12 protein-coding genes are annotated in these 15,233 nt (G+C 64.5%); 3 read left to right on the top strand and 9 right to left on the bottom strand.

Features of this window, described 5'->3' with window-relative positions; all coding sequences use genetic code 11:
* Window positions 1-16 precede the first annotated feature (16 nt).
* Both AC5Y5O_RS21040 and AC5Y5O_RS21035 read right to left on the bottom strand, forming a co-directional pair.
* Window positions 17-793 carry a hypothetical protein gene (locus tag AC5Y5O_RS21040; RefSeq protein WP_243393811.1) on the bottom strand — a complete coding sequence of 259 codons (777 nt, stop codon included), beginning with the start codon at window positions 791-793 and terminating at the stop codon, window positions 17-19.
* 149 nt (window positions 794-942) lie between these two features.
* Window positions 943-2,721, bottom strand: coding sequence for an NAD-binding protein (locus tag AC5Y5O_RS21035; protein ID WP_500027213.1), 1,779 nt, complete (start codon window positions 2,719-2,721; stop codon window positions 943-945).
* Window positions 2,722-3,039: 318 nt separating this feature from the next.
* Between AC5Y5O_RS21035 and glnA the strand changes: the two genes are divergently transcribed.
* The gene (glnA, locus tag AC5Y5O_RS21030) at window positions 3,040-4,476 is read left to right on the top strand and encodes a type I glutamate--ammonia ligase (protein WP_096285680.1); all 1,437 of its coding nucleotides are present in this window, start codon (window positions 3,040-3,042) and stop codon (window positions 4,474-4,476) included.
* An 18-nt stretch (window positions 4,477-4,494) separates the two neighbouring features.
* On the opposite strand, the gene AC5Y5O_RS21025 is transcribed toward glnA, so the two are convergent.
* The 4 genes from AC5Y5O_RS21025 to AC5Y5O_RS21010 are packed head-to-tail and all read right to left on the bottom strand — an operon-like array spanning window position 4,495 to window position 8,510.
* Window positions 4,495-6,210, bottom strand: a complete 1,716-nt coding sequence (locus AC5Y5O_RS21025; RefSeq protein WP_096285681.1) for an ABC transporter ATP-binding protein/permease — start codon at window positions 6,208-6,210, stop codon at window positions 4,495-4,497.
* An 8-nt stretch (window positions 6,211-6,218) separates the two neighbouring features.
* On the bottom strand, window positions 6,219-7,127 hold the full coding sequence (locus AC5Y5O_RS21020; protein WP_096285683.1) for a phosphatidate cytidylyltransferase: 909 nt from the start codon (window positions 7,125-7,127) through the stop codon (window positions 6,219-6,221).
* Window position 7,128: 1 nt separating this feature from the next.
* Entirely contained in the window at window positions 7,129-7,764 is a 636-nt protein-coding gene (locus AC5Y5O_RS21015) for a lysophospholipid acyltransferase family protein (RefSeq protein WP_096285685.1), read from the bottom strand.
* Window positions 7,761-8,510, bottom strand: a complete 750-nt coding sequence (locus AC5Y5O_RS21010) for a CDP-alcohol phosphatidyltransferase family protein (RefSeq protein ID WP_096285687.1) — start codon at window positions 8,508-8,510, stop codon at window positions 7,761-7,763. The genes AC5Y5O_RS21015 and AC5Y5O_RS21010 overlap by 4 nt, the downstream gene beginning before the upstream one ends.
* A 191-nt stretch (window positions 8,511-8,701) precedes the next feature.
* On the opposite strand from AC5Y5O_RS21010, the gene AC5Y5O_RS21005 reads away from it, so the two are divergent.
* On the top strand, window positions 8,702-9,034 hold the full coding sequence (locus tag AC5Y5O_RS21005) for a DUF732 domain-containing protein (RefSeq protein WP_096285689.1): 333 nt from the start codon (window positions 8,702-8,704) through the stop codon (window positions 9,032-9,034).
* An 8-nt stretch (window positions 9,035-9,042) separates the two neighbouring features.
* On the opposite strand, the gene AC5Y5O_RS21000 is transcribed toward AC5Y5O_RS21005, so the two are convergent.
* Complete coding sequence (locus AC5Y5O_RS21000) at window positions 9,043-10,329, bottom strand: cytochrome P450 (RefSeq protein ID WP_096285691.1); 1,287 nt, start codon at window positions 10,327-10,329, stop codon at window positions 9,043-9,045.
* Window positions 10,330-10,534: 205 nt separating this feature from the next.
* Here AC5Y5O_RS21000 and trhA point away from each other — a divergent pair, with 205 nt between their 5' ends.
* Window positions 10,535-11,227 carry a PAQR family membrane homeostasis protein TrhA gene (trhA, locus tag AC5Y5O_RS20995; RefSeq protein WP_500027201.1) on the top strand — a complete coding sequence of 231 codons (693 nt, stop codon included), beginning with the start codon at window positions 10,535-10,537 and terminating at the stop codon, window positions 11,225-11,227.
* A gap of 114 nt (window positions 11,228-11,341) precedes the next feature.
* Here trhA and AC5Y5O_RS20990 read toward each other — a convergent pair whose 3' ends face one another.
* Together AC5Y5O_RS20990 and AC5Y5O_RS20985 are read right to left on the bottom strand one after the other, a co-directional pair.
* Complete coding sequence (locus AC5Y5O_RS20990; protein WP_500027200.1) at window positions 11,342-11,968, bottom strand: DUF732 domain-containing protein; 627 nt, start codon at window positions 11,966-11,968, stop codon at window positions 11,342-11,344.
* A gap of 39 nt (window positions 11,969-12,007) precedes the next feature.
* Window positions 12,008-14,893, bottom strand: coding sequence for an MMPL/RND family transporter (locus AC5Y5O_RS20985; RefSeq protein WP_096285696.1), 2,886 nt, complete (start codon window positions 14,891-14,893; stop codon window positions 12,008-12,010).
* Window positions 14,894-15,233: the final 340 nt, after the last annotated feature.

The following is a 15,233-nucleotide window of genomic DNA, read 5'->3' as shown; positions in this document are numbered from 1 at the left end:
TGGCGGAAACTGGATTTCAGGCTGGGACTAACCGACGTGCGGTACGTGCCAATCGGGACGGTTTGAACTGCCAGACTTCGTCCCAGATATCCCACGCATACGTGGGCGTGTTGTCAGTCAAGAGGTCGCGAAGACCCGGCAGGCTCAGCTCGTCGGAGGACCACTCGTAGAGGCGACCCCATCTGGGCTGGATGACTCCGATGTCGAGCATGTGACCGAAACCGTGCTCGAGCGCGATGTAGGTTTCCACGTCATCGCCCAGCGGATAGCGGTCGGGAAGGATGCGCGAGAGCGACAAGAAGATCCCGGTCATACCCAAGCGGGGGTCACCGAGGGGCCGCCCAAACGGGGCGAGCCAGCCCAGGGCCAGGCGCGGCGCGGCCACCAGGGCGTGGGCGTAGAGCACCCGGATGAGGACGACGTTGATGAAGAACCGTTCCACCCGCGTTTCCTGACGGGCCAGTTCCTCATTGGCCAAATAGGCGGCGGCAATCGAGGCGTTGTGCGCGCGGTACCAGTTGCGTGCGGTTGGTTGCCGGATGAATGCGAGGTGGGTGCCGACCGCGGATGAGCTGGGCTCGCCCGAATGCCCGAATGCGAACGCCCGGGCTTCGGCGGTATCGCGCAACAGGGTCTCGTTCACCGCCCGCCACCACGGGCTCCCCGGGCAAGAGTCGTCCTGAGGATTGAGCAGCCCGCGGCGCAGCTGCCACCCCATGAACGCCGATGCCGCGCGGCGGTAGGGCAAGTAGCCCTGGTCGACACCGCGCGGAACTTCGTATAGCCGACGCATCAGCGTCAGCCTCGCCGCCGGGTCATCCCGCACGGCCGCTACGAGCGATTCCGCGTGTTCCGCGGCCGAAGCGCGTGACGCACCTGGATCGTCAAACGGCATGTCATCCGTCTTCACCCCGACGATTTGATCGGCGGGCGACCGGTTCGTCAAGCGTCGGGGTCGGGCGCCCATCGGGGTGGGCGCACATCTGGCCGGTGCGCCGAGCGCGCCGCGGCGAGCGTCGCGGCGCGCTGACCGTTGATCGCGGTCAGCGGGGGAGGCTGACCCTTGCGCAGCGTCGCGATCAGCTCGCGGTAAGGCCCGACGAGGTAGACAGTGTCGCCGGCCTTCAGTCGGGCGTCGCGGCGAGGGCGCAACCTGATCGGCCCTTCGGGTCGAGTGATCGCGATGACGCGCGTCTGGGTCGACAGTTCGACCATTTGCAGGCCATCCAGCTCACTGCCCGCCGCCACCAGCATTCCACCGACCATGAAGGAGCGCTGCCCGACCCAAAACGTCCCCAGCACCTGCAACCCCATCGCCGCGCCGATGAACCAGGGCGCCGCCAGATCGACGATCGACCGCACGTTCTCGAAACCGAACCGCCGATGGACCGCGGTGCCGAGTGCGCGGCCCTGAACGCGCATCACGATCGGCACCTTGGTGTCGGCACCCAAGATCTCCAGCAAGACGATGCCGGTCTCGATGTTCTCCATGTCGTCCTTGGTCACCACCGCAACGCCCCGGGCCCGCTCGACGTGCGCCGATTCCAGCGTCTGCCGCATCGTTGAATCCCCGAAGATCACCGGCACATCGAGTTCGGCGATGGTCGAAAGGAACCGGTTGTTCTCGTTCGGCTCGATGACCAGGACGTCGTATCCGGCAGCGGTCAGGTCGGTCACCACACGGACGCCAATTGAGCCCAGTCCGACCACGACGACGTGGTCGCGCATATGACGTGCTCGCCGCAGCCCGGCCGTTTGGACGAATCGCCGCGACAGGAGCAGGTCGGCCAGGAATGCGACCGGGAGTGCAGTGACTATGACGCCGCCGAACATCACCGCGACGGCGAACAGCCGCAGCCAAGAAGATTGTTGCGCGAAGCTGAAATCGCCGTAGCCCACGGTCGTAATGGTCTCGGAGGCGAAGTACAGGGCATCGATCCACGACATTTTCGGGTGCTGGTAGTAGAACCGAACTACGGCGGTCGAGCCGAGTGTCAATAGCAGCGCGAAGGCCAGCGAGGGAAACAGCATCGGGTTCACGTCGTCGCGCATGGCGCGCAAAGCGTCGATGACGCGTCGCACCCGGGAATGACGAGAGCGCCTGGCGGTGGCAGGAGGCACCGTGATCCCGCGGGCCTGCAATTCGTCTTTGACGCCGATCATCGACGTCCAGTCGCCGGCGTAGACCCGCAGATCCCGTCCCGGGCAGGGCACTACCTCGCCCGGTGCGGGTGAGTTCTTGCCGTGGACCACTGCCACGGGTGCCAGGTCAGCATGGATCTCGCGAAGCGTTGCGTCGTAGGGCGCTTCGGACCCCCAGACGACGAATTCGATGCCGGCCGTGTCGAACTGGTGCGCGTTGCGTGACAGCACCGCCTCGACGAGGGATGGCGTCGCGAGGTCGGCGACGTCCAAGATCGCGCCAGGGCCGTTGACGGCGGTAACCGCTTCGCGCAGCACGTCGTTGGCCAGCCGGGCTACCACCCGGACATTGGGGCTGTATTCGCGTGCCAGCAAAGCGATTTCGAGGTTGACCGCATCATTGGGTCCGGCACAGACGACCGCGCGGGCGCGATGCACCCCGGCGCCGAGGAGATCGGCGGCAGTGTTGATCTTGATGATCCGCGCGCCTGCGCCTCTGAGCTCCTCAGCGATCGTCTTGGACAGCGGGTCGTCGCCGCTCACGATGATTTCGCGATGGAATTGGAAGACTTCGCCCATTTCGCGTGATCGTTCGTTTCTTTGCCGCCAGCAGATCGCGACGACTAGTCGACACAGGTCTGCGGTAGGTGTTCGGGCTGTTTGCCATTCGGATGTGGCTTTGCGTTCTGCGCCATGAGTACTCCGACCTCTACTTACACCAGCTTCGGCTGGCTCATATGACTATCGGGCACAACGCCGGATAGCGCCACCGGAGGAGCTAGTGAAAGCCAACCCCGATCTTTATGAGGCGCAACAGGTTCGACTCGAATGCGTCACGCGGACGAAATAGTTGAGGCGTAGAAAGCGCTGTCGCGCCATCAAGAAAAGGAGCATTCCTTGTCCGACAAGACGCCCGACGACATCTTCAAACTCGCCAAGGACCAGAACGTCGAGTACGTCGATGTTCGCTTCTGCGATCTGCCCGGAACCATGCAGCACTTCACGATTCCGATCTACGCCTTCGACGAGAACGTATTCGAGGAGGGCTTGGCCTTCGATGGTTCCTCGATTCGTGGGTTCCAATCGATCCACGAGTCCGACATGTTGCTGCTTCCCGATCCGGAGACCGCGACCATCGACCCGTTTCGTGCGCGCAAGACACTCAACGTCAACTTCTTCGTCCACGACCCCTTCACATTCGAGGTGTATTCGCGTGACCCGCGCAATGTCGCGCGTAAGGCGGAGAACTACTTGATCAGCTCCGGCATTGCGGACATCGCGTATTTCGGCCCGGAAGCCGAGTTCTACATCTTCGACTCGGTAAGCTTTGACTCCCGCACCAATGGGTCCTTCTACAAAGTGGACGCGACGTCGGGGTGGTGGAACACCGGAGAGGCGAACGAGGCCGACGGCACCCCCAACCTCGGGTATAAGGTTCGGCCGAAAGGCGGGTACTTTCCGGTGGCTCCCACCGACCATTACGTCGACCTGCGCGATGAGATTCTCACCCATCTCACGAACGCCGGGTTTGCTCTGGAGAAGGGCCACCACGAAGTCGGCAGCGGCGGTCAGGCCGAAATCAACTATAAGTTCAATACATTGCTGCATGCGGCGGACGATCACCAGATGTTCAAGTACATCGTCAAGCAAACCGCTTGGCAGGCAGGTAAAACCGTGACGTTCATGCCCAAGCCGCTGTTCGGTGACAACGGCTCCGGCATGCACTGCCACCAGTCGCTGTGGAAAGACGGCACCCCACTGATGTACGACGACACGGGTTACGCGGGCCTGTCTGACCTCGCGCGCCACTACATCGGCGGATTGCTCTACCACGCGCCGTCGCTGCTGGCGTTCACCAACCCGACCGTGAATTCCTACAAACGGCTGGTGCCCGGCTACGAGGCTCCGATCAACCTGGTGTACAGCCAGCGCAACCGCTCGGCGTGCGTGCGTATCCCCATTACCGGCACCAACCCGAAGACCAAACGGCTGGAGTTCCGTTGTCCCGACTCGTCGGGCAACCCGTATCTGTCGTTCGCGGCCCAATTGATGGCCGGGTTGGACGGGATCAAAAACAAGATCGAACCCCCACCCCCGGTCGACAAGGATCTCTACGAGCTGCCGCCCGAGGAGGCCGCCGAGATTCCGCAGGCGCCCACTCAGCTGGCCGCGGTGATCGACCGGCTGGAGGAAGATAGTGAATACCTCACCGAGGGAAGCGTTTTCACGCCCGACTTGATCGAGGCGTGGATCAGCTATAAACGCGACTACGAGCTTGCGCCGTTCAATCTCCGGCCGACCCCGTACGAATTCGAGCTCTATTACGACGTCTAGGCCAGCCGAGCCGGCCGCTCAGGCTCGCTCATCGCGTCGCACCCTGCACCATGCGAAGCCCCCGAAGGCAACGGCCAGCGCGCCCAACATCGTCATGTCGAGAAGCCATGTCGACGCGGCGTGGTGCCAGTGGGAATCGTCTGCGATGCCCACGACCAGGTGAGTCAGGTCCGCCGTCGACGCGGTGGCCGCGAAGCCCCATCGCCCGGGCGTGAACCAGGCGAGGGTCTCGAACAACGGCCGGCCGGTCACGGGGATGAACCCACCGGCGAGCACCAGTTGCGCCATCAGCGTCATCGCCAGCAGCACGATGACCTGATCGCTGGTACGTGCCAACGCCGAAATCGCAAGCCCCGCAATCATCGCCACCACGCATGTCGCGGCGACACTGACGAAAAGTTCCAGCATCGGGCTGCCCATCGCCGCCGCCGTCGACGGTCCTGGCTTGCCGATCCCAGGTGCGGTGACGGTCAGGACCAGGATCGCCGACTGCATCGTCGCAACCCCGCCGAAGACCGCGATCTTGCTCAGAAGGTATGCAGTGGAAGATAATCCGGCCGCATGCTCGCGGCGAAAGATCGGACGTTCACCGACGAGGTCGCGCGCGGTGAGGGTGATGCCCATCAGGATTGCGGCGAAGCTCGTCAGTGCAATGACATGCTTCGCTTCCAGCGGCACGGCGGCATCCGCATGGCCGAGTCCCGCATGACCGGCCACGGTCAGTGGCAGCAGCCCGACGATGAACGGCAGCACGGTGAGGAAAGCGGAATAGCCGCGGTTGGCGACAAGGAGCCGAACCTGCCGGTGCGCGAGCGTCGACAGCTGACGCCATAGGCCGGCCCGCGCGGCATCAACCGGCGCTGCGGGCTGGGCGCAAATGAGCTGTACCGCAGTCATTTCCCCCCGCGACCCAACGCCTTCGGTGAAGCGCCGTCGAACGCCGTCGGGATCGGCGCACACGATGTTGAAGATGTCGGCCCAGTCGTCGGCTCCGATGGCCGATGCGATCTCGTTGGGGCGACCGCAGAACGCGGTCTTGCCGCCGGGCGCCAGTAACAGCACCTGGTCGCACACCTCGAGGAAGGTCAACGAGTGCGTCACCACCACGATCACGCGGCCCGCGTCGGCGAGCCGGCGTAGCATCGTCATGACGGCGCGGTCCAGCGCCGGGTCCAGCCCGGTCGTGGGTTCGTCGAGCACGAGGAGCGCGGGATGCGTCAACAGCTCCAAGGCAATTGAGACGCGCTTGCGTTGCCCGCCCGACAGCTTTTCGATGCGCGTCGCGACGTGAGCTGTCAGCTCCAGTTCCTCGAGGACCGATGCGATCACCTGGCGGCGATCGCCGCCGGCGATGTCGGCGGGCATCCGCAGTTGCGCCGCGAACTCCAGCGCCTGGCCGACGGTCAACCGACCATGCACGACGTCGTCTTGGGGCACCATCCCGATCCGGTTGCGCAACGCCGCGCCTGCGGTGTGGAGGTTACGACCGTCCAACGACACTGCGCCGTTGCTCGGACGTGCGGCTCCGGTGATCACTCTGGCGAGGGTGGACTTTCCCGCACCCGAAGGGCCGATCACCGCAGTCAACGTACCCGGGCGTGCGGTGAACGAAATTCCCTCCAGTGCAACGATATTGCGCTCCAGTTTAAGGCTCACGTCACGTACGTCGAGGCCGCCGACCCTGGTGGTCGGCGGGATACGGGTGGCGAAGGCGGGTGCCACAGAACAGGTCATCTGATTCCTTATCCGAGTAGGTAGGCCAGCGGGAGTACCAGCAGCAACGAGTCGATCCGGTCGAGCAGGCCTCCGAAGCCCGAGAGCCAGCAGCCGGCATCCTTCACCTGCGCCTGCCGCTTCAACATCGACTCCAGCAGGTCGCCGAAGAGGCCGCCGAGGGAGACGGCGACAAGCAGTCCGATCGAAATCGTGCCCAGCAGCGAGAGGACCACGAACGCTCCGATGATCGCTCCGGCCATCCCGCCTACGGTCTTGTTGGGGCTCAGTGGAGACAACGGACGACGCGCCCAAGCCATGCGGCGCAGCCCCTTTCCGCCACACCACGCGGCAACGTCAGTGGCCGCGACGGCGAAGCACAGTAGATACGCGTCCGGCCACACCATCACGAGGTGTGCCAACGACCAGCAGATCCACACCGATCCGAAGCCGGCGAAAGCCGTGCGCTTGGCGCCGTGATCCACGTCGCCACCGAGCACCGAAGGGGCCGAGCACAGCAGCACGACGACGGGCGCGAGTTGCAACAGCGACGGACGCAACCACGCCGCGATCGGGTAGAGCATCGCCAGTGCCACGAGCAGGTAGGTATCCAGTCGGCGCAGCCTAACCAATCGCGCGTACTCGGTCACCGCGACGACGGCCAGTGCGGCCGCCAGCGCGGCGGTGGTTCCGTGGCCGATCCACACCGGAAGGCCGACCGCAGGCGCGATCAGCGCCCAGGTGCGCCACTTCTGGATCAGCTCACGCTTGCGGGAGACGAGGACGACGATGCCGGCCAGGGCCAGGATCGCCACCGTGACCCACAGCAGAAACACGGCCCGGGAGTAGAGGTGGATGTGCAGGGGACCCAGGTCGACGTTGAGCGGCATGCGCCGATCCCGGCGGACGAAGGACAGGTAGTTCTCGACGATCGCCATGTCAGGATGCCAGCGCGTAGCGGTCGGCGGCGTCGGCAACGGCGCCGTCGCGCAAGGCCAGCACGTGTGCCCTTAGTTGCGGGGCCGACGTGGTGTGCGGGTCCAGCGGCGCGCCCACCTGGACGTGCATCGGGGCGGGGGAGTAGCGGCCGTCCTTGGGCAGCACGTCGGCGGTCCCCGTGATCGCGACGGGCACGATCGGCACACCGCAGTCGCGTGCCAGTCGTAGTGCACCGGAACGGAACTCGCCGATGGTGCCGTCGGTCGAACGGGTGCCCTCGGGGTAGATGACGACGGTACGGCCGGCCATGAGCGCGGGGCGGGCCGCAGCGAGCAACGCGGCATAGGTGCCGTCGCCGGAGCGCCGGACCGGCAGGATCCCCGCGAGTGACGTCGCGACGTAGCGCCGCACGGGCACGTCGAACCAGTAGTCGGCCGCGGCGCCGAATACCGGGCGGGCCGTCGGCGGAAGCGCCGCCAGCAGCACCGCGGTGTCGGCATGCGAGCTGTGGTTCGCTACGACCACGCAACCACCCGCGACGCTCCAGCGCCCGCTCACGGTCAGCCCACCCGAGGCGGCACACACGATCCGCCAGAGCCAGTGCCGGAGCACGCTCTGCATCCGGTTGGTGGTCATGCCGCCACTCCGGTAAGGGGTTGCGTGACGAGGTTCAGCGGTTGGGTGATCGTGTTGATCGGCTGCGTGACCGCATCGAAATGCTCCACCAAGACGACACGCTGGGACAGCTGGTCGCTCAGGCGGGATTCGTTGCCCCGCTGGGCATTTAGCTCGCGGCGCGTCGCCCGAAGCCGCAACACCGTGGTGATCAGCGAACCGTTCACCAGCTGCGCCAGCAGTACGGGCATGATGACCGGAAACGCCGTGGCCAGCACGACGAACAGGCACCGCTCCGTTTTGCCCAGCGGACCGCCGTTGCGGCGAGTTGCGCCCGCAGCCGCCGCGGCCAGCGACGCGAATGTCGGTAGCGTCGCGGCAAGCGCGGCGATGAGGACCTGAAACTCGAGCCAGGACAGCCAGTGCAGTCCGGGGCCGTGCTGACGCGCCGCCCACACCGCCAAACCCGCGAAGGCGAACAGATCCGCGGCGCGGTCGCCGAGCTCGTTGACGACGAATCCCCATGGCCGGCTCACGCCACGGGCGCGGGCCACGGCGCCGTCGAGGTTGGCTCCGGCCAGCCGCAGCACCATGAACAGCGCCGCGAGTGACCAGCATCCGAACGCGACCGCTACGCCCGCTGCCGCGGCGGCGGTGACGCCGGCAGCGGTGAACACGTCCGGGGAGACCCGTCGCGCCACGGCGGCGTCGACGATGGGTGTCAACCGCTTGGTGAACCAGGGCTTGAGCGCATAGAGGCCAGACATTCGAGATCCCCGGCGCATCGGGGACGGGGTGGCGACGTTCGTACTGATGGCTGACTCCTTTCGCGTTGTCGTTCTGCACATTCGCCGCCTCGGCGGCGGCGTGATTGCGACGAGTACATCGAGCCGCAGCGACTACCGATCCCAAAAAACCTCGACGGGACAACGGCGCCGGCTTATAGGAAGATGAAGCGATGCGAGGGGTTATCGTTTTTGCGAGTTTCGCCGCTGTCATCGCCGTTGCTGCACCGGCGCAGGCCGATCCCAGTCCGGATACGAACTTCTTGACCGAGCTGAAGAATGCCGGCATCAGCTATCAGACGCCGAGCGTCGCCATCGGGGTCGGCAAGAGCGAATGCAAACTAATGGATGAGGGCATGCCCGAGGCCGAGGTCATCAAGGACCTCGAGGAGAGCAATCCCGCATTCAAGGGAGACAGCCCCGTCCAGTTCACCACGATCGCGGTAAAGGCCTACTGCCCCCAACACGAAGGGGAACTGACTACCCAACCGGCGCCCGCCGCGTAGTCAAACTGCTATTGGGCTTGGCTGACCTCTCCAGCCGGCCGTGTTCGCAATTCGACCGGTAGGCGTTTGAACCCGTGCAAGGTGACCAGCTCAAGCGGTTCGGGCTGTTCGCGCAGGCTCAGGGTGGGGAACCGCTCGAATAAGGTGCGCAGGGCGATCACGCCCTCGACCCGTGCCAAGGCCGCGCCGAGGCAACCGTGAATTCCGGAGCCAAATGCCACGTGGTCTCGCGCATTGGGCCTGGTGATGTCGAACCGGCCGGGATCGCTGAAAACCCGTGGGTCGCGGTTGGCGCCGCCCATCAGCAGCACGAACATCGAGCCGGCGCGGATGTGCTCCCCGGCGATCTCCGCATCGCGGCGTGCGCTGCGCACCAGCATTTGCACCGGGCTTTCGAATCGCAGGATCTCTTCGACCGCCGCGGGCCACAGTCCCGGGTCGTCGCGCAACAGGGCCAGCTGGTGTGGATGCTGAAGCAGCAGCACAATTCCGTTGCCGATCAGGTTCACCGTCGTCTCGAACCCGGCTCCGACCAGAAGTGCGGCGTTGGCAGCGAATTCGCGATGGGTCAGCTCACCGCCGGCCGCCACGCGGCCGAACGGGTCGTCGCGCGAGTCACCGGCACGCGCCCGCTCGATGAAAGCGGCGGCGTAGCTGTCGACCTCGTGCAGACGCTCAACGGCGTGGCGAAACGTCTTCCAGCTGGTGCCGAAATCCAGAAGCGGGGCCAAACCGTAACCCCATTCGCGTACCTGCGGGCGCGCATCGACCGGCAACCCCAGGATTTCGGTGATCACGGCGACCGGCAGTTCCGTCGCGAAGTCGGCGACCAGATCGGGGCGCGGGTTGCGCTCCAATCCGTCCAGCAGTTCCGCCGTGATCTCCTCGACCCGCGCGCCGAGCCGGTCGATGGCCCGTGGTGTGAAGCTCTGCGCAAACAAGCGCCGATAGCGGGTGTGATCCGGGGGATTGGACATCACCATCGCCGGGCGCTCCACGGGATTCGGCAGGCCGGGATCCGTTCGGTCCAGCAATGCCGGAAATGGCTGCGGCAGAGGCGCATTCACGATGTTGGTGACCCCAAAGCGGTCATCGCGCAACACCATCCGGCAGATTTCGTGGTCGGCACTCACCCACACGAAGGGCCGGCGCACCAGACGTCCCTGCTGTCTGATGTCGTCGACCAGGCGATACATCTCGTCTCCGCGGGCCCGGCCCAGCAGGAACCGGGCCAAGGGTTGTCCGCGGCGGGCCTGCACCGCCAGGAATGCGCGCGGCGCACCGTACCTCGCCATCCAGCGAAACCAGATGCTCGTCCGGATAACGATCCTCCTTGGCGAGGCGGCGACGTCGTCGCCGGAACATATCACCGGCGCTCCGGTCACGCGCGGTACAGGTAATCCATAGGCGCGACACAGCCATTGCCCACGGTACGGCAGCACGATGTAACCAGACGTAGTTCGACCGCGGGATGACTAACACGTGACGGTAGGCGGGCCAGTGGTGAGGGGGACCATGGTTAACCAAGGCAACTCGGTTGCCCTCACGAGGCCGCGGTTGCGCGGATGGATCCATCTCTATTGCGCCGTAGCTGCCTTCATCGCCGGTACGGCGCTGGTGGTGGTGTCGTGGGCGCTGGAATCGAAGCGGGCCGGGCATTCGACGCTGACCTATACCTTGTCAATCGTGGCGATGTTCGCCGTCAGCGCCATATATCACCGCGTCTACTGGGAGTCGGCCACGACCCGAAAATGGATGCGGCGGCTCGACCACTCGATGATCTTCGTGTTCATCGCCGGCAGCTACACACCGTTTGCCAGACTGGACATGCCGCGCGGGACCGGATACGTGGTGCTGGCGATCGTGTGGGGTGGCGCGGCGGCCGGAACCGCGCTGACACTGTTCTGGCCGTCGGCGCCGCGGTGGCTCGGTGTGACGCTGTACCTACTGCTGGGCTGGGTTGCGATCTGGTACAGCCCGTTGATTCTGCACAACGCCGGAGTGGCCGCGACAGTCTTGCTGGCGGTCGGCGGCGCGCTGTACAGCGTCGGGGCGGTGTTCTACGGACTGCGCTGGCCCGACCCGTGGCCGAGGACATTCGGCTACCACGAGGTCTTCCACGCGTGCACCGCGGTCGCGGCGATCTGCCAATACATCGCGATGTGGTTCGCCGTTTCTAACTGGCTTCAGTAGCGCATGCGAAATAGCGCTTCAGATATGTTCTAGCTCAACCTCTTTGGTCGGGTTGATCGTCGGATTCGCATGCCTCGCGCTGCTCCGGCTGCTGTCGCCGGCTCGGCGCGGTCGTTACGGCCCGCTGCCGACCAGGTTATTGTGCTGCGGACAGTAGGCGTGGACCGAGGTGGTCACGTACGCCTCGGCATGGCCGGCAAGCGCGGGGTTGCTCGACCGGAAGTCCGCGATGATCTGCTGCACTGTCATGCCCAGACGGATGTTCTCGCACACCATCTTGCCGTTGTAGATGGCGGCGTCCGGATTGGCGAAGGAAATTCCCTGGTCGTTGAGGTCCTGAACGTACTTATTGTCCTGGCCGGGTGTGGACACAATCGACGACGGGGCGGCCGTCGACGCGGTTCCCGGTGCCGGGGCCGCTGCGGATGTCGGGGTCGCGGCCGGCGGAGGCGCTGCGGCCTTGGGATGCGCGGTCAGCAGCGAGCGCCCCAGGACGATCGCACCGGCGACCACCAGTCCGGCCGCCAGCACGGCGGCGGCGATTCGCCAGGTAGCCCGCCATGATTGACGCGGATTCGCCGCGTCGCCCGGCGCCACGGCGTCGTCATCGTCGCGCGACCACGCCAGGCCGGCCGAGTTCGCCGAAGTGGCCGTTTCGGGTTCAGCGGCAGTAGGCGCGGCAACCGTTTCGCCACCGTTGAGCTCGGCAGTCTTGTCGGTAGCTGGTCCCGGCTCGGGCATGACGGCCATGGTACGGGCAGCGAACGTCGACCCGGGGTGTTAGTCCGGCGCCCGGGTGCCCAGCAGTTCGCGGACCTGCGGGCGGGTGCCCTCGGACCGCAGCAGGTAACTGGCCGGTCGCGGCCGCACCTTCAACGGCCACCAGAACCAGCGTCGCAGCAGCGCGGCAACCGATGGCGTCATGAAGGCGCGCACGATCAAGGTGTCGAACAGCAGGCCCAGACCGATCGTGGTCCCGATCTGGCCGATCACGGTCAGGTCGCTGACCACCATCGAGGCCATGGTGACGGCGAATACCAGGCCCGCAGCCGTAACGACCTTTCCGGTGCCGCCCATTGCCCGGATGATGCCGGTGTTGATACCGGCGCCGAGTTCTTCTTTCATTCGTGAGACGAGCAGCAGGTTGTAATCGGACCCCACCGCCAACAGGATGATCACCGACATCGGCAACACGAGCCATTCCAACCCGAGCCCGATGATGTGCTGCCATAGCAGCACGGACAATCCGATGGACGCGCCCAGCGAGGTCACCACGGTACCCACGATCACCATCGCGGCCACAAAACTTCGCGTGATCATCAGCATGATCGCGAAAATGAGGCAGAGCGAAGCAATTCCGGCGATCATCAGGTCGTAGCGGGAGCCGTCATGCAGGTCTTTGTAGGTCGCGGAGACGCCGCCGACGTAAATACTGGTGTTTTCCAGCGGAGTCGACTTCAGTGCTTCCTCGGCCGCGGTTTTAATCGCTTGGACACGCGCGATGCCTTCGGGAGTTGCGGGGTCGCCCCGGTCCGAAATGGTCATGCGTGCCGCTTTCCCATCCGGTGACATGAACAGACCCATCACCTTCTGGAAGGTGGGGTTCTTAAAGACCTCCGGCGGCAGGTAGAACGAATCGTCGTTCTTCGCCGCGTCGAACGCCTCACCCATCTCCGTGGAGATACTGCCCTGCGAGTCCGCCTGGCCGATGATGCCGCTCATGGTGGAATGCATGGTCAGCATCATGGTGCGCATGCTCTTCATGGTTTCGATCTGAATCGGAAGCTCGGCAGCCAGTTTCGGCATCAGCACATCGATCTTGTCGATGTTCACCACCAGTTCGCCCAGCTTGTCGTTGATCGCGTCGATCCCGTCGAATGAATCGAAAAGCGACCTGATCGCAAAGCACACGGGAATGTCGTAGCAGTGTTTTTCCCAGTAGAAGTAGCTGCGGATCGGCCTCAGGAAATCCTCGAAATTCGAAATCTGGTCTCGCAATTCGCCGGTGATGGCCTGAACTTCGTGCGTCCTGCCGGCCAGATCATGGGTGACGGCGTTGAGCTGCAGAATCAGGTGATACAGCGTGGTGGTGATCCCGATCGTCTTGTTCAGCTCATCGGCCTGCACGAGCATGTCGTTCATGCGGGCTTTTTGATACTCCATGTTGACCAGCTGGCTCGCGTTCATCACGCCGAACCTGAACGGAATCGTCGTATGCGCCATCGCGGTCCCCGAGGGCCGGGTAACAGATTGCACCCGGGAAACGCCCGGAACCGCGAGCACACCCTTGGCCAATCGTTCCAGCACCAGAAAATCTGACGGATTGCGCATATCGTGATCGGCTTCGACCAATACGAACTCGGGCAACATCCGGCCGAGCGGGAAGTGCCGATTCGCGGCCGCGTATCCCTGGTTGGTCGGAAGGTCCTCAGGCAGATACACCCGGTCGTGGTAATTGGTCGTGTATCCGGGCAGCGCGAGCAAGCCGACCAGAGTAACCGCGCACGCCGCCGCGAAAATGGGTCCGGGCCAGCGGACGACCGCCGTGCCGATCCGTCGCCAGCGCCGATCCGAGATCGTTCGCTTGGGCTCCAACAGGCCGAAGCGGCCACCGATCGCAAGAACCGCCGGAACCAGCGTGAGCGCGATCGCCACGGCGACGAGCATGCCTATCGCGCAGGGGATACCGATCGTTTGGAAGTAGGGCATCCGGGTGAAGCTGAGGCAGAAAACCGATCCGGCGATCGTCAAACCGGAAGCCAAGACAACCTTCGCGGTGCTGCGGTAGGTCGTGTAGAAGGCCGCTTCCACATCTTCACCGGCCTGGCGAGCCTCCTGGTACCGGCCGACGAAAAATATGCCGTAGTCGGTTCCGGCCGCCAGCGCGAGCGTGACCAGCAGATTAACGGCGAAAGTAGAGAGGCTGATGGCGCCAATATTGCCGAAGAATGCGACGATCTGCCGCGCCACCTGGAGCTCTATTCCGACCATCAGCAACAGCAGAATGACGGTGATGAGCGACCGATAGACCATCAGCAGCATCAGGAAGATCACCGCCAGGCTCACCAGGGTGACCTTGAGGATTGTCTTCTGGCCGCTGTGATTCAGGTCCGAAATGAGCGGCGCCGGACCGGTGACGTAGACCTTGACATCTGGCGGCGGAGGAACCCGATTGACGAGGTCGCGGACGGCGTCCGCTGATTCGTTCGCCAGGCTGGTGCCCTGGTTGCCGGCCAGCTTCAGCTGTACGTACGCGGCTTTACCGTCGTCACTCTGGGCACCGCTGGCCGTGACCGGATTTCCCCACAGGTCCTGAATATGCTGAATATGCTCCGGATCGCTTTCCAATTGCTTGAGCAATTGGTTGTAGTAATGGTGAGCATCGTCGCGCAGCGGCTGCTGGCTCTCCAGCACGATCATCGCCAAAGCGTCCGAATTGGATTCTTTGAAGTCCTGGCCCAGGCGCTGCATGGCCTGAATTGACGGCGCATCCTTGGGGCTCAGCGACACCGAACGCTGTTGCTCCACCTTATCGAGCGAGGGGACCGCCATCGTCACGATGACGGTGAGGGCCAGCCACGCCAGGATGATGGGCACCGACAACGCATGGATCGACCGTGCGACGAAGGGCGTGCGGCGTTCACCGGCCACGCGTGGATCGCTCATGCGGCCCTCGGGCAGCAGAAGTTGTCGGCGTTCACATCAGGCGTGGTCCCCCATGACCACCCCGTCCACCCCGGTGCGCCAGCAGCTGCTGTCACTATTGCTCGTCTCCTCTGGTGATGCGATCAACCCGCCGCGAGACGGGTGACTTCCAGGTAAGGCTTCCAAAGTCTCTCATTGATGCATCGGCCGCGACAGGAAACCTATTACAGCCGACCGTAGCGGCCCGCCGACCCGGGCGCTCGCCAGGGCAATGAGCTGCGATAACGGGTCCAAGTTCGCCCATCAGATGGCGGCGCCTCTGATGGGCAAGTAAGTTCGCGTGGGGGTTAATCGGGCAGTT

It is taken from the genome of Mycobacterium sp. NGS40, from assembly GCF_059812735.1.
Note: the sequence above shows the minus strand (reverse complement) of the source record. Positions and strands in the feature narration are given on the sequence as shown.

What these genes read in the sequence shown, in the direction of transcription:
- AC5Y5O_RS21040 (WP_243393811.1), bottom strand. Translation starts at nt 793, where the DNA reads ATGCGTCGGCTATACGAAGTTCCGCGCGGTGTCGACCAGGGCTACTTG.
- AC5Y5O_RS21035 (WP_500027213.1), bottom strand. Translation starts at nt 2,721, where the DNA reads ATGGGCGAAGTCTTCCAATTCCATCGCGAAATCATCGTGAGCGGCGAC.
- AC5Y5O_RS21025 (WP_096285681.1), bottom strand. Translation starts at nt 6,210, where the DNA reads ATGACCTGTTCTGTGGCACCCGCCTTCGCCACCCGTATCCCGCCGACC.
- AC5Y5O_RS21020 (WP_096285683.1), bottom strand. Translation starts at nt 7,127, where the DNA reads ATGGCGATCGTCGAGAACTACCTGTCCTTCGTCCGCCGGGATCGGCGC.
- AC5Y5O_RS21015 (WP_096285685.1), bottom strand. Translation starts at nt 7,764, where the DNA reads ATGACCACCAACCGGATGCAGAGCGTGCTCCGGCACTGGCTCTGGCGG.
- AC5Y5O_RS21010 (WP_096285687.1), bottom strand. Translation starts at nt 8,510, where the DNA reads ATGTCTGGCCTCTATGCGCTCAAGCCCTGGTTCACCAAGCGGTTGACA.
- AC5Y5O_RS21005 (WP_096285689.1), top strand. Translation starts at nt 8,702, where the DNA reads ATGCGAGGGGTTATCGTTTTTGCGAGTTTCGCCGCTGTCATCGCCGTT.
- AC5Y5O_RS21000 (WP_096285691.1), bottom strand. Translation starts at nt 10,329, where the DNA reads ATGGCGAGGTACGGTGCGCCGCGCGCATTCCTGGCGGTGCAGGCCCGC.
- AC5Y5O_RS20990 (WP_500027200.1), bottom strand. Translation starts at nt 11,968, where the DNA reads ATGCCCGAGCCGGGACCAGCTACCGACAAGACTGCCGAGCTCAACGGT.
- AC5Y5O_RS20985 (WP_096285696.1), bottom strand. Translation starts at nt 14,893, where the DNA reads ATGAGCGATCCACGCGTGGCCGGTGAACGCCGCACGCCCTTCGTCGCA.